At 61.5% G+C, this 13,320-nt stretch carries 16 protein-coding genes; 3 read left to right on the top strand and 13 right to left on the bottom strand.

Annotated elements, in window-relative coordinates:
• Positions 1-28 precede the first annotated feature (28 nt).
• The 10 genes from PAF20_RS11140 to PAF20_RS11095 form a co-directional block, all read right to left on the bottom strand.
• Complete coding sequence (locus PAF20_RS11140) at positions 29-1,225, bottom strand: MFS transporter (RefSeq protein ID WP_271073312.1); 1,197 nt, start codon at positions 1,223-1,225, stop codon at positions 29-31.
• A gap of 37 nt (positions 1,226-1,262) precedes the next feature.
• The gene (gene eda / locus PAF20_RS11135) at positions 1,263-1,907 is read right to left on the bottom strand and encodes a bifunctional 4-hydroxy-2-oxoglutarate aldolase/2-dehydro-3-deoxy-phosphogluconate aldolase (RefSeq protein WP_271070707.1); all 645 of its coding nucleotides are present in this window, start codon (positions 1,905-1,907) and stop codon (positions 1,263-1,265) included.
• A 69-nt stretch (positions 1,908-1,976) separates the two neighbouring features.
• On the bottom strand, positions 1,977-2,984 hold the full coding sequence (locus PAF20_RS11130; protein WP_271070706.1) for a TAXI family TRAP transporter solute-binding subunit: 1,008 nt from the start codon (positions 2,982-2,984) through the stop codon (positions 1,977-1,979).
• Positions 2,984-3,490, bottom strand: coding sequence for a lytic transglycosylase domain-containing protein (locus tag PAF20_RS11125; protein WP_271070705.1), 507 nt, complete (start codon positions 3,488-3,490; stop codon positions 2,984-2,986). Before PAF20_RS11125 ends, PAF20_RS11130 begins: the two co-directional genes overlap by 1 nt.
• Entirely contained in the window at positions 3,483-4,877 is a 1,395-nt protein-coding gene (gene lpdA / locus PAF20_RS11120) for a dihydrolipoyl dehydrogenase (RefSeq protein ID WP_271070704.1), read from the bottom strand. Before lpdA ends, PAF20_RS11125 begins: the two co-directional genes overlap by 8 nt.
• Before the next feature lie 115 nt (positions 4,878-4,992).
• Positions 4,993-5,385, bottom strand: coding sequence for an MAPEG family protein (locus PAF20_RS11115; RefSeq protein WP_353620587.1), 393 nt, complete (start codon positions 5,383-5,385; stop codon positions 4,993-4,995).
• 20 nt (positions 5,386-5,405) lie between these two features.
• Entirely contained in the window at positions 5,406-5,795 is a 390-nt protein-coding gene (locus tag PAF20_RS11110) for an MAPEG family protein (RefSeq protein WP_271070703.1), read from the bottom strand.
• Entirely contained in the window at positions 5,792-5,950 is a 159-nt protein-coding gene (locus PAF20_RS11105; RefSeq protein WP_271070702.1) for a L,D-transpeptidase family protein, read from the bottom strand. The genes PAF20_RS11110 and PAF20_RS11105 overlap by 4 nt, the downstream gene beginning before the upstream one ends.
• Positions 5,951-6,019: 69 nt before the next feature.
• Positions 6,020-6,274: a hypothetical protein gene (locus PAF20_RS11100; RefSeq protein ID WP_271070701.1), complete on the bottom strand. Its 255-nt coding sequence runs from the start codon at positions 6,272-6,274 to the stop codon at positions 6,020-6,022.
• Between the two features lie 5 nt (positions 6,275-6,279).
• The gene (locus PAF20_RS11095; protein WP_271070700.1) at positions 6,280-6,699 is read right to left on the bottom strand and encodes an EVE domain-containing protein; all 420 of its coding nucleotides are present in this window, start codon (positions 6,697-6,699) and stop codon (positions 6,280-6,282) included.
• A gap of 331 nt (positions 6,700-7,030) precedes the next feature.
• Here PAF20_RS11095 and PAF20_RS11090 point away from each other — a divergent pair, with 331 nt between their 5' ends.
• Positions 7,031-8,185: an NAD(P)-binding domain-containing protein gene (locus PAF20_RS11090; RefSeq protein ID WP_271070699.1), complete on the top strand. Its 1,155-nt coding sequence runs from the start codon at positions 7,031-7,033 to the stop codon at positions 8,183-8,185.
• On the top strand, positions 8,182-8,778 hold the full coding sequence (locus PAF20_RS11085; RefSeq protein ID WP_271070698.1) for an HAD family hydrolase: 597 nt from the start codon (positions 8,182-8,184) through the stop codon (positions 8,776-8,778). The genes PAF20_RS11090 and PAF20_RS11085 overlap by 4 nt, the downstream gene beginning before the upstream one ends.
• Positions 8,779-8,787: 9 nt before the next feature.
• Here the strand turns inward: PAF20_RS11085 and tdh are convergent, their stop codons facing one another.
• Both tdh and PAF20_RS11075 read right to left on the bottom strand, forming a co-directional pair.
• Positions 8,788-9,816 carry an L-threonine 3-dehydrogenase gene (tdh, locus tag PAF20_RS11080; RefSeq protein ID WP_353620617.1) on the bottom strand — a complete coding sequence of 343 codons (1,029 nt, stop codon included), beginning with the start codon at positions 9,814-9,816 and terminating at the stop codon, positions 8,788-8,790.
• A gap of 11 nt (positions 9,817-9,827) precedes the next feature.
• Positions 9,828-11,012, bottom strand: coding sequence for a glycine C-acetyltransferase (locus PAF20_RS11075; RefSeq protein WP_271070696.1), 1,185 nt, complete (start codon positions 11,010-11,012; stop codon positions 9,828-9,830).
• Between the two features lie 203 nt (positions 11,013-11,215).
• On the opposite strand from PAF20_RS11075, the gene nagA reads away from it, so the two are divergent.
• Positions 11,216-12,352 (top strand): N-acetylglucosamine-6-phosphate deacetylase, encoded by a 1,137-nt coding sequence (gene nagA / locus PAF20_RS11070; protein ID WP_271070695.1) that lies wholly within the window; start codon positions 11,216-11,218, stop codon positions 12,350-12,352.
• Here the strand turns inward: nagA and PAF20_RS11065 are convergent.
• Positions 12,345-13,301, bottom strand: coding sequence for a 2-hydroxyacid dehydrogenase (locus PAF20_RS11065; protein WP_271070694.1), 957 nt, complete (start codon positions 13,299-13,301; stop codon positions 12,345-12,347). The two genes, nagA and PAF20_RS11065, sit on opposite strands and share 8 nt — an antisense overlap.
• Between the last annotated feature and the right edge of the window lie 19 nt (positions 13,302-13,320).

Below are 13,320 nucleotides of genomic sequence, written 5' to 3'. Positions count from 1 at the left end.
CTCGGGGTCCGGGGCAGCGCCCCGGTCCTCAGGCTGCCTTAGGGCGCATCCTCAGCCAGATCAGCGCCCCGCCTGCCAGCACGAGGAATGGCACCATCGCCATATTGACCGCATTCCATCCGGTCTGCGCGTCGATCGCGCCAGAGCAGTTCATCAATCCGCCAGATGACAGCGAGGCCAGAAATACCCCGCCGAAAACCACAAGGTCGTTTATCCCCTGGACCCGACCGCGTTCTTCGGGTGCATGCGCGCGGGCCAGCATTGTGGTCGCGCCGATGAAGCCGAAGTTCCAGCCCAGCCCCAGCAGGATCAGGGCGATATAGAAATTCTCCAGCGTCACCCCGCTCAACGCAACCGCACCTGCACCCGTCAGGATCAACAGGCCCAACCCAACGATGCGTGCCGCGCCGAATCTGTTGATCAGGTGGCCGGTGAAAAAGCTGGGAATGAACATGGCCAGCACATGCGAAAAAACGACGTCACCGGCCTGGGCCTGTTGCAACCCGCAGCCGACCATCGCCAGCGGGGTAGAGGTCATGACAAGGTTCATCAGCGCATAGGAAACCATCGCGCAGATCATCGCCACGACGATGGCGGGATCGCGCAGGATTTCACCCGTCGGGCGACCCTGCTGGGTGACACTTTCAGCTTTCGGCGTGGGTTTTGGAATATCCAGTGCCATGAACAGCCCGATGCCGATCAGGTTCAGCAGCATGATGGCGGCATAGGTATACAGAAACGGAATCGCCGAAAGCCCGTCGGTGACGCGAAGCAATAAAAGCGCGACGAAGGCCGATACAAGGCCGCCCGCCATGACAAAGCTGATTGCGCGTGGCGCAAAATGATCTGGCGCGGTATCGGTGGCGGCGAAGCGGAAGAAGCCTTGTGACGACATATAGACGCCAGTCATCAGCGAACCCGTCAGATACAGTGTGAAACTGCCCTGATAGAGGCCGAGCGCCGAAATCCCGGCACCCAGCATTCCTGAAAGTGCCGCCAGTTGAAAACCTGCCCGCCGCCCGTGGCGCTGCATGAAGCCGGACAAGGGTCTGGCACTCAACGCCGAGCCGAGCACGATCATGGAAATCGCCAGCGTTGCGAAACAGGGATTGGGCGACAGCATCTGGCCCGCCAGACCACCGATCGTGAAGATCATCGGCATTTGCGCGCCCATCAGGGCCTGCGCAAGCACAAGGATAATCACGTTGTGCCAGGCACGCCGCATCGGCAGGCTGCCTGCGCTGTCTCCCGCCTGTGTCACATCATCGGTTCCGCAATTGCGACGCTTCGCGTGCGCGCGCCTCGATCCCCGCCCAGTCGCCATTGGCAACCGCATTGCCCGGCGCGACCCAGCTGGAACCGACGCAGACCACATTCGGCAGCGACAGATAATTACCCGCATTCTCCGGTGTCACGCCGCCGGTCGGGCAAAACGAGACATGCGGCAGCGGCGCGGCCAGGGCCTTGAGCGCCGCTGCCCCGCCAGAGGTAGAGGCAGGGAAGAATTTAAGCATGTCATAGCCGAACTCATTCGCCTGCATCACTTCTGACGCGGTAACGGCACCCGGAAGCAGGGGGAGGGAGGCATCTTCACAAGCGCGGATCAGCGTTTCGGTGGCGCCCGGTGCCACGGCAAAGGACGCACCTGCATCTTTCGCACGATAGACCTGCTCGGGCGTCAGGACGGTGCCTGCGCCGACATGCCCGCCAGCCACTCGTGCCATCGCGCTGATCGCCTCCAACGCCGCTTCTGTCCGCAACGTGACCTCCAACACGGGCAGGCCGCCGGAGATAAGGGATTCGGCAAGCTTGCCCGCTTGTGCGGCGTCGTCAATCACCAGCACAGGAATGACAGGGGCCAATGAACAAAGTGCGCGTGTATGTTCGGATTGCGTCTGAGGGATCATGTCCGGAACTCCTTGGGAAGTTGCCGGCAAACTGGCCCGGATAGCGTTAACATGCAAGTCCGAAGCGGCTCAATCCAGCAGGCCAGCCTCCCGATAATAGCGTTCGGCACCGGGGTGCAGGGGGATGGCGATGCCGTCCAATGCGTTCTCTCGCTTGATGCGGCGGCCAACCGGGTGTCCCACCTGCAACTGGCGCATGGTGTTGTCGTTCCACAACACGCGGGTGATGGCATAGATCAGGTCATCCGGCTGCTGCGCCGACGTCACCCATAATGCGCCGACAGAAAGTGTAGGCACATCCGCCGATACACCGCGATACACACCCTGCGGTACCGTACCGCGCAGAAAGAACGCACCGGCCCCGGTCAGTTTCTTGGCGACCTCCTCACCGATTGGCACAAGTGTCACATCGGCCTGCCCGGCAAGCTGGCTGATTGCAGGGGCCGGATAGCCGCCGACGAAAAAGAAAGCGTCAAGCTTTCCTTCGCGCAGCGCGACGGCGGCACGGGTCGCGGGCAGGTGCATGACCGTTATATCGGCATCGGATATGCCTGCGGCATCCAGCACCAGCCGTGCATCGACCAGCGTACCCGAGCCGGGCTCATCCAGCGAAACACGTTTACCGCGCAGATCAGCAAGGCTTGCAACATTCGCGTCGGCACGGGCCACGATATGTATCGTTTCGGGATAAAGGCTGGCTATGCCGCGCAAACTTTCGATCGGTGGCAGGCCCGCGAAGTTACCTGTGCCTGTCTGCGCCCAATGCGCCACATCCGCCTGGGCAAAGCCCGATTCCAGCATGTTGCGGCTGATAAGTTCGACATTCTCGACCGAACCTGCCGTCGCCACTGCCGAGGCAAGCAGCCCCGGAACGCCGCAGGCACCACCATCGGCACATTCCACCCCACCCGGAGGGTTTGAAATCGAAGCCGCGATAATGCCACCGATAGGATAGTAGGTGCCAGCGGTAGAGCCGTTGCCGATGCGGAAAAAGATCAGCTCATCCTCTGCAGCCGTGGCGGTCGCTGAAAAAAGCAGCGACAGCGTCACAATCACAGAGGACAGCCAGCGGCGCATCAGCTTCTCAGCCCCGTTTCTTCAAGCAGGCCCTTGCGCTTGGCCTCGTAATAATAGCCGCGGGCGTACCAACCCACAGCCTCCTTTTCGTTACCGCCGGAAACGATATAGGCACCGCGAAGATAACGCCCGGCATATTTAAGGTTCGTATCGGCATCCAGAAGACCCGATGCCGGACCACGATAGCCCATCGTGCGCGCTGTCTGGGGCAGAATCTGCATTAATCCATAATACGGGCCATTGCGGGCATTGGCGCGGTAATCCGATTCCCGCTGAATCACCCTGTGCAGAAGCGATGCGGGGATGCCGTGCTGGGCGGCCCAGTAATTGATCTTGGCCCGCATCTCTGGCGTCTCACCGGGATACAGGTCTCCGCGCGGCTCGGCCGGGCGCGACTTGCTTGACTTCCGTCCACCACCACAAGCCGCAAGGGCGAACAGGCCAAAGAGCGCAAGGCGACGACCGGGGTTGAACCCGACCGTCCGGGGATCGTTGCGATCAGACATGGATGGCGCCGTCGCCAAGCGCAAGGGCGGCTTCGCGCACTGCTTCGGATGTGGTCGGATGCGCGTGGCAGGTCATCGCGATATCCTCGGCCGAGGCGCCGAATTCCATCGCGACGCATACCTCGTGGATCATCTCGCCCGCATTCGGCCCGATGATGTGGCAGCCGAGCACGCGGTCTGTCTCTGCATCCGCGACGATCTTCACGAAACCGTCGCCCTGGAACATCGCCTTGGCGCGGGCATTGCCCATGAAGGGGAACTTTGCCGCCTTGATCTTGCGGCCTGTTTCCTTCGCCGCTGCCTCTGTCAGACCGACCGACGCAACCTCTGGCGATGTGTAGATCACACCGGGGATGACGTCATAATTCACATGACCGGCCTTACCGGCGATGACTTCGGCGGCGGCCATGCCCTCATCCTCGGCCTTATGGGCCAGCATCGGGCCGGGAACCGCATCGCCGATGGCATAGATGCCCTTGACGTTGGTCTGCCAGTGATCGTCGATCTTGACTTGCCCGCGATCGGTCATCTCTACCCCGGCTTTATCAAGACCAAGGCCCTCGACATAAGGACGGCGACCGGTCGCCAGCAGCACCACATCGGCCTCGACCGATGTCTCGCTGTCATCCTTGCGCAGCTTGTAGGTGACCGTTGCCTTGCCCCTCGCCGCAGTTGCCGACTGCACGGCCGCGCCAAGCACGAAATCCATGCCCTGCTTCTTCAGCGTTTTCTGGAACTGTTTCTGGATTTCGGCATCCATACCGGGCGTAATGGCGTCCAGATATTCGATGACCGTAACCTTTGTACCAAGGCGGGCATAAACCGAACCAAGTTCCAACCCAATCACGCCGGCGCCTATGACGACCATGCTGTCAGGAATCTTGGCGAGCGTCAGCGCGCCAGTGGAATCAACGATGACGCCGCTGTCGTTGTCGACCTCTACCCCCTTCAGCGGGCTGGGTTCAGAACCGGTGGCAATGACAATATTCTTGGTCTCGTAGGTTTCGTCCCCGACCTTCACCTTGCCAGCGGCTTCGATCGTTCCCCAGCCTTTCAGCCAGTCAATCTTGTTCTTCTTGAACAGGAATTCGATGCCTTTGGTGTTCGTCTCGACCGTTTCGGCCTTGTAGCCCTGCATCACCGTCCAGTCGATCGAGGGCGGCTCTCCCATCAGGCCCATCTTGTCGAAATTATGTCCGGCTTCGTGATACATATGAGAGGCATGCAGCAGCGCCTTCGACGGGATGCAGCCCACATTCAGACAGGTGCCGCCAAGCGTGGCGCGCCCTTCGACGACCGCGGTCTTGAGGCCCAGCTGGGCGGCGCGAATAGCGCAGACATAGCCGCCGGGGCCGGCGCCGATCACGATGAGGTCATAGCTGGACATACGGGTCTCCTTAACAGTTCAGCGGCCGCGGCTGGCGGCAGGCATTACGCCGTGCATACACAAGCCGCGCGGCGTGTTCACCCGGAAAAATCAGCAGGCCGGCGACTAATCGCCGTCAGAACAGCGTGCTGAGGATCATCAGCATGACCGACAGGAAGCCGACACCCCATATTACGGATCGCCACGGCGTCCAGGCGAAGGCATAAGCGGGTATGTAAATGACCCGCGCCAGAAGATGTATCCATGCGGCCCAGGCGGTGAAGGGGTTCTGCTGGTCTGACATCGTAACCAGAACGACAGCGATGGTCAGAAAAGCAAGCGATTCAAAATGGTTATTGACGGCCCGGCGCAGGCGGCCAGTCATTGGCGCAAATTCCGGCTGCCTATCGCGCGGACCCGCATTCCAATCCGCGCCGACGTCCTTGTTCATCACCATCGCGGCTATGCCGATCTGGGCTGCCTGCAGCACCGCGGCAAGTGCAAGGACGGTCAGCTCTGGCGTCATCATTGCATACCCTTAGATGTTTTCTAGAACAGAGCGGCCAGCATCATCAGCATGGTCGCGACAAAGCCCACCATCCAGATATAGGACCGCCACGGCACCCAGCCGAAGGCATATGCCGGCACGTAAAGCACGCGCGCCGCAAGATAGATCCAGGCACAGGCGGCCGTGAAGGCAGAGCCCTTGTCGCCGAGCGTGACGACCATGACCGCGAGGGCAAACAGGATTAGTCCCTCAAAGTGGTTGTTCAGCGCCCGCTGCAGCCGTCCCGTCAGAACGCCGACCGGAGGTGGGTTGTCACGCGGTCCCATTGTGACGCGCGGACCAAGCTCCTTATTGCCCTGAATGGCGTAAAGGGCGAATTGCACGCCTTGCAGCAATCCGGCCAGCGTAAGTGCGGTGAGTTCGGCGGTCATGATGTCCCTTTTATCTTAATCGGTGTACCGTCTGGCACTTTTACCCAGATTTCCTGCATTTCGGCATTGGTGACGGCGATGCAGCCGTTGGTCCAGTCCCACCGCCGGTGCAACCCGCCCAGCCAGCCCCAGCCGTGCAGCATTCCGTGGATCATGATGGCCGCGCATGGCCTTGGTGTAGCCCGCGGCGATGGGAATCGCGATCGTGCCGAGGGCGCGTCGCATCATGCGGTTTCAAGCATATGTGCTTCTGCTGAACTGATACCGGCTTGCGAGTTGAATACCCCTGCTGCGCCGTCCAGATAGTCCTTCGCCTTCTTCGGATCGGCCACGTTGAACAGGGCCCATGCGCTCGTATTGCTTTCGCGCCAAAGCTGCAGAAGCGACAGCGAATTGTTGCTGCGGTCTTCGGCGTCATTGTCGAAGGCAGAGCGAAATGTCGGGTAGTCGGAGATTGTGTAGTGAACGAGCATCTGCATTTATTTCAATCCTTTATCATGGCGGCGCGGATCACCTGCGCATCCGCACCAGAGATTTCAAAGCTTCCCCTGCGGGCCAGCATTCCCCAGTTTCCGCTGGTGAATTCAAGCTGATCCGTTAACGACGCAATGGGCGTTTCGGTTGCGTCCATCCAGTCGATATCGCGGCGAAAGCCAGTCTGTCCGGTCCGCATTTCGGCCTGATAGGCAGGCTTTACGCCGACGGTTCCGATTGCGGTAAACGCCTTCAGCACCGCGCCATCAGGATAGCTGATACGCGGAGAATAGAAGATCAGGGTATCGCCGGGCGACAGTCTTTTAAGCGGTGCCTCTTTGCCGTGATTCAGCATCGCGAAGCCGCCGGCGACACCGATCATGACGTGCTCGCGGCTGACGACTCCGACCCAGTGTTTACGTTCGCTCATGTGCTTTCCTTATGATGGGCCGTGCGAGAGTTCGGGCTGCGGTGCGGCGTGAACCGGTGCTGCCAAATGCGCAAAAGGCCCTGAAAACTGATAAGATATCGCGTAAATATTCCGTCTATATCCCGTATATAATGCGTATATACACCTCTTGCTTGCCGTGTTGCCGTGCCGGGGCCTGTTGGCGAAGTTCACCACCCCTCTCGCAGCGCCATTCGGACAGAAGCAAGGCTAGCTGCGGCGCCGGGTCGCGGCAAGCCGACATGGCCAGAGAAGCTTTTGAACCCGGCCCAGACCTGCGGCGTTTCATGCCCAAGCAGACGGAGCTTTGCGCATGAGCGACGACGGACGGCAACAGGCGGCGGTCAGGGCCGCCTATAAGATCGACATTCTTGTCATCGGCGGCGGGCAGGCGGGGCTGTCGGCGGCCTACCATTTGCAAAGGCATGGTCTGAAGGGCGGCCGGGGCTATCTCGTGCTGGATAAATCACCGCAACCAGGCGGCGCGTGGCAGTTTCGCTGGCCCTCGCTGACCATGAAAACCGTGAACCGTGTGCATGATCTGCCCGGCATGGGCTTTGCCGAAGTGCTGGACCCGGATCAGGATGAGGTCCGCGCGGCAGAGGCCGTGCCGCGCTATTTCCGGGCCTATGAGGATCATTTCAAACTGGCGGTGTATCGTCCGGTCTCGGTCCGGCTGGTCTGCAACCGTGGCAACCGGTTGCGGGTGGAAACCGATCATGAGACCTTTTCCGCGCGGGGCATCATCAACGCGACTGGCACATGGGATGCGCCGCAGATTCCCTATTACCCAGGGCGGGAACTGTTTCGCGGCCGTCAGCTGCACGCACATGACTATCACAGCGCAGAGGAGTTTGCGGGTCAGCGTGTGGTGATCGTGGGGGCGGGGATTTCGGCGTTGCAGTTTCTTGACGAGATTTCGAACGTGACGGAAACGCTTTGGGTGACGCGACGAGTGCCGCAGTTCCGCGATACCGAGTTCACGCCAGAAGATGGCCGCGCCGCCGTCGCGCGGGTGGAGGAGCGGGTGCGCAAAGGGCTTGTGCCCGGGTCCGTCGTATCGGTGACGGGTATCCCGCGCGGTTCGACGATCCGCGCGATGGAGGTGCGGGGCGTTCTGAACCGCCTGCCGATGTTTTCCGAGATCACCGAGGATGCGATCCGCTGGCCCGATGGGCATGAGGAAAAGGTGGATGTGATCCTGTGGGCGACGGGTTTCCGCAGTGCTCTGGACCATCTGGCACCCTTGCAGTTGCGAGAGGACAATGGCGGCATCGTCATGACAGGGCGGCTTGCCACGCAGGTGGAGCGTGATCCGCGTGTGCATCTTGTGGGATACGGTCCGTCCGCGTCGACCATCGGGGCAAACCGGGCGGGCGGTGCGGCGGTGAATGAGTTGCTGGCCTATCTGGATGCGCAGGGGCATGGTGGCGCGGACGGGTTCAAGCAGAGTGGAACGCAAGAATGACAGCGATCGTATTCGATATTGGCAATGTGCTGATGCGTTGGGACCCCGTCCCGGTGTTCGAGGCAGAACTGGGCGGCCGCCAGGCCGTGGATGCGTTCTTGCGGCGAATCGATTTCGACGGCCGCAATCAGCGGGCCGATGGGGGCGAGAATTTTGCCGATCTGGCTGCTGAACTGGAAGACAAGGCGGACCGGGAGCGGCTGGGTCTGTATTTGTCAAATTTCCCCGCCAGCCTTGTCGAACCGATCGAGGGGACATGGATGCTGATGGAGCGTCTGCGGGCTGCGGGCTATCCGATCCACGCGATCACCAACTGGTCGGCGGAAACATGGCCGCACGCGCTTGTCGCCCATCCCCGGCTGGGCGAGGCGTTCGATACAGTGATCGTTTCCGGTGCTGTGCGGATGCTGAAACCTGATCCGGCGATCTTCCGCCTGTTCTGTGAGCGCAGCGGGCTGGCCCCCGGCGACTGCCTGTTCATCGACGACAAGCCCGAGAATTGCGCAGGGGCCGAGAGCATCGGGATGGAGGCCGTGCATTTCACCACGCCGCATGCGCTGGAGGATGATCTGAAGCAAAGGGGGCTGCTGTAAGGGGCGCGCTCAGACGCCCCAGTCCAGCACGACCTTTCCCGCCTCTCCCGATCGCATGGCGGCGAACCCTGCCTCGAACTCGTCTATCGGCAGGCGGTGGGTGATCAGCGGTGTCAGGTCCAGCCCGGACTGAACGAGGCCGATCATCTTGTACCATGTCTCATACATCTCGCGGCCATAGATGCCCTTGAGATGCAGCATCTTGAAGATGACCTTGTTCCAGTCGATTTCGAACCCGGCGGGGGCAATGCCCAGAATGGCGATTTTGCCGCCATTGTTCATCAGCTCGATCATCTGGCGGAAGGCAGGCGCCGCGCCGGACATTTCCAGCCCGATGTCGAAGCCTTCTGTCATGCCAAGCTGCGTCATGACGTCGGACAGGTCCTGACTGCGGGTGTCGATTGCGTTTTCCAGCCCCATCTTGCGGGCGAGTTCAAGCCGGACGGGGTTGATGTCGGTGATGACGACTTTCCGCGCGCCGGCACGCTGCGCGACAACTGCGCCCATGATCCCGATGGGACCGGCACCGGTGACCAGCACATCCTCGCCCACGCAATTGAAGCTGAGCGCGGTGTGGACGGCATTGCCGAACGGATCGAAGATCGCCGCGATTTCGTCGGGGACGTCCTCGGGGATTAGCACGACATTGCTTTCGGGCAGGCACAGATACTCCGCGAAGGACCCGGCGCGGTGGACGCCGACGCCAAGGGTGTTGCGGCACAGGTGGCCGCGACCGGCGCGGCAGTTGCGGCAGGCGCCGCAGGTGATATGGCCTTCGCCCGAGACCCGCTGGCCGGGGCGGAACCGGGTGACGGCGCTGCCGGTATCGGCGATGACGCCGGAAAACTCATGCCCGGTGACAAGCGGGACGGGTACGGTCTTTGCGGCCCATGCGTCCCAGTTCCAGATATGGACATCGGTGCCGCAAATGGCGCTGCGCCCGACGCGGATCAGGACCTCGTTCGGGCCGGGTTCCGGCACGGGTACCTGTTCCATCCACAGGCCCGGCTCTGCCCGCGACTTCACAAGGGCCTTCATCATATTGCTGCTCATGCGATGACCTTCAGTTCTTTGCCGGTTTCGATAAAGGCGGCGATGGCGCGGGACAATTCGTCATCGCTGTGTGCCGCCGACATCTGGGTGCGGATGCGGGCCTGACCGCGCGGGACGACGGGGAAAGAAAAGGCTGTGACATAGACGCCTTTTTCCATCATGCGCGCGGCGAAATCCGATGCCAGATGCGCGTCGCCCAGCATGACCGGGATGATGGGATGGCCCGCGCCGGCAAGGGTAAAGCCGGCGCTGCCCATTTCCGTGCGAAAGCGGCGGGCATTGCCATCCAGCCGGTTGCGCAGATCATCGCCATTGTCGATCAGGTCAAGCGCGGTGAGCGAGGCACCCGCAATCACTGGCGCCAACGTATTGGAGAACAGATAGGGGCGGGAGCGTTGGCGCAGCATTTCCACCACCGGCGCGGAAGCTGCGACATAGCCGCCCGAGGCCCCGCCAAGCGCCTTGCCAAGTGTGCCTGTCAGGATGCCGACGCGATCCTCTACCCCGTGCAGCGCGGGGGTGCCGCGCCCGCCGGGACCCGTCAGCCCGACCGCGTGGCTGTCATCGACAACGACGGTGGCGTCATATTTCTCTGCCAGATCGCAGATGGCGGGCAGGTTTGCGATGACGCCGTCCATCGAAAACACGCCATCGGTCACGATAACGCGGGTGCGGGCGTCTTTTGCTTTGACAAGACAAGCCTCAAGCTCGGCCATGTCATTATTCGCATAGCGGTGGCGCTGCGCCTTGCACAGCCGCACACCGTCAATGATCGAGGCGTGGTTGAGCGCGTCGGAGATAATGGCATCCTCTGCGCCGAGGATCGTTTCAAACAGCCCGGTATTCGCGTCGAAGCAGCTTGAGAACAGAATGGCGTCATCGGTGCCAAGGAATGAGGCAATCCGGGTCTCAAGCGCCTTATGCTCTTCCTGAGTGCCGCAGATGAAGCGAACGGATGCCATGCCGTAGCCATAGCGATCCAGTGCCTTGTGACCCGCGGAAATCAGTTCGGGATGATTGGCGAGACCAAGGTAGTTGTTGGCGCAGAAGTTCAGGACTTCACGATCCGGCGCGACCTCGATCTGGCCGTCCTGCATGGAGGTGATGACACGTTCCGATTTGAACAGGCCATCGGCGCGAATCTGTTCCAGTTCCGTTGACAGTCTTTCGGTCAGGCTCATTGCGCACTCCTCGGGCATTGTTCTGCCGATCCTCTTACATCAACTGCATCGCAACGGCCAAACAGATCGTGTCCGCCCCAGTACGATTGGCAAGAGGCTGGACCCGCGCCGCAAATACGCGCTAACTCTGCGAAATTGTTGCGATCTGAGGCTTGTTAGCGCATGACAGGGGCAGCGACGGAAAATAAAGAGACCTGACAGCCATGACCCAGACCGCCTTTCACGCATCCCGGATTTTCGACGGCCATCAATGGCATGAGGACGCGGCGCTGATTGTGGCGGACGGCCGGGTCAGCGAAATTGTCGCTGCATCCGGTGCGCCCGCGGGCGAGAAGGTCGATGGCTGGCTGGTGCCGGGATTTGTCGATTTGCAGGTCAATGGCGGCGGTGGGGTGTTGTTCAACAATGATCCGACGCCTGAAGGCATTGCAACGATTTGCAAGGCGCACCTGTCGCTGGGCACGACCTCTATCATGGCGACGCTGATCACCGATAACCGCGAGGTCACCGATGCGGCGATTGATGCGGCAATCCGCTCTGCCGGGGTGCCCTCGTTGCTGGGCCTGCATCTGGAGGGGCCGCATCTGGCCCTGTCGCGCAAGGGAACGCATGACCCGGCCCTGATCCGCCCGATGTCGGATGAGGATCTGGCGATCATCGTGAAAGCCGCCAGGGCATTGCCGCATATGATCTGCACCGTGGCCACGGAATCGGTGACGCCCGCGCAGATCGGTGAACTGGCGCGGGCCGGTGTGACGGTCAGCCTTGGCCATACGGATTGCAGCCTTGCCGATGCGCAGGCAGCCTTCGATGCGGGTGCGCGGATGGCGACGCATCTTTACAATGCCATGAGCCAGCTTGGTCATCGACAGCCGGGGCTGGTCGGCGCGGCACTGGATGACGGGCGCGTGTGGCCCGGTCTGATAGCCGATGGTTTCCATGTCGATGACGCGGCTCTGCGCGTGGCGCTGCGCGGGAAGGCGGGGCCTGCGCGGATGTTCCTTGTGTCGGACGCGATGTCGACGATCGGGACAGATCTGCCGGGATTCACGCTGAACGGTCGCCAGATCTATCGCAAGGACGGGCGATTGACGCTTGCCGATGGCACGCTGGCCGGCGCGGATATCGCGCAGATTGACGCGGTGCGCTATGTCCACAAGAAGCTGGACCTGCCGCTGGACGAGGCGCTGCGGCTTGCGGCGCTGTATCCGGCGCAGGCGATGGGCGCGTGCGATCTGGGCCATCTGAGCCCCGGTGCGCGGGCAGACTTCCTGTCCCTTACGCCAGAGATCACCGTCGGGCGTGTCTGGCTTGCCGGGGAAAAGTTCCAGGTCAGATAGAAACCGGAGAAATCAGCGGCTTGTCGTCCATAAATGCGAAAATATTGTCGACGGCAAGCTGGGCCATTGCATTGCGGGCCTCCTCTGTGCCGGATGCGTGATGGGGCGACAGCGTGACATTGCGCAGGGCGGTCAGTCTGGGGTCGGGGTCAGGCTCTGACGCGAAAACATCAAGGGCTGCGGCACCGAGCTTGCCGCTTTGCAGTGCGTCGATCAGCGCCGGTTCGTCGATAACGGAACCGCGTGAGATATTGACCAGCAGCCCGTCAGGACCAAGCGCCTGCATCACATCGGCCGAGATGAGGTTCTCCGTTTCCGGGCCGCCCGCGACGGTGACGATCAGAACGTCGGATTCCGAGGCCAGCTGGATCAGATCAGGATGGAAACGAAGGGGCGCATTCTTTTCCCGTCGGTTCCAATAGCTGACCTGCATGTTGAACGCCTGAGCGCGCGTCGCCACCGCCTGACCGAGAGAGCCCAGCCCGACAATGCCCAGCCTTTTGCCGGAAACGGATCTTTGAAGCGGGAACATGCCTTTCGTCGCCCAGTCACCGCTGCGGACATAGGTCTCGGCGGTGACAAAATCGCGTTTCCCGGCAAGCATGAGCAGGATCGCCATATCGGCAACGTCATCGCGCAAAGCGGGCGACGTATTGCTGAGCGTCACGCCCCGCGCGGCCAGTTCCCGCAGCGGCAGGCCATCATATCCAGCGGTGAGGCAACTGACATGGCCAAGCTGCGGCATTGCGTCCAGCATGGCGACGGTCAGTTCGGCATTGCCGCTGCACAGCAAGGCGCGGCAATTCGCGCCGTGTCTGGTGACGAATGCTTCTTTCTCGGCGGTTGTTTCGCCGGCCTTGTCAGCGCGCAGAAGGTCGAAGCGTTCCTCAAGCTGCGGCATGATTGACGATCGCACGGGGGTGAGAACCATGATTTCCGCTTTGTTCATCGCTGCATCCTGTAGGCTT

Origin of the sequence: Paracoccus albus (assembly GCF_027913035.1) — a bacterium.
GTDB classification, from domain to species: domain Bacteria; phylum Pseudomonadota; class Alphaproteobacteria; order Rhodobacterales; family Rhodobacteraceae; genus Paracoccus; species Paracoccus albus.
Note: the sequence above shows the minus strand (reverse complement) of the source record. Positions and strands in the feature narration are given on the sequence as shown.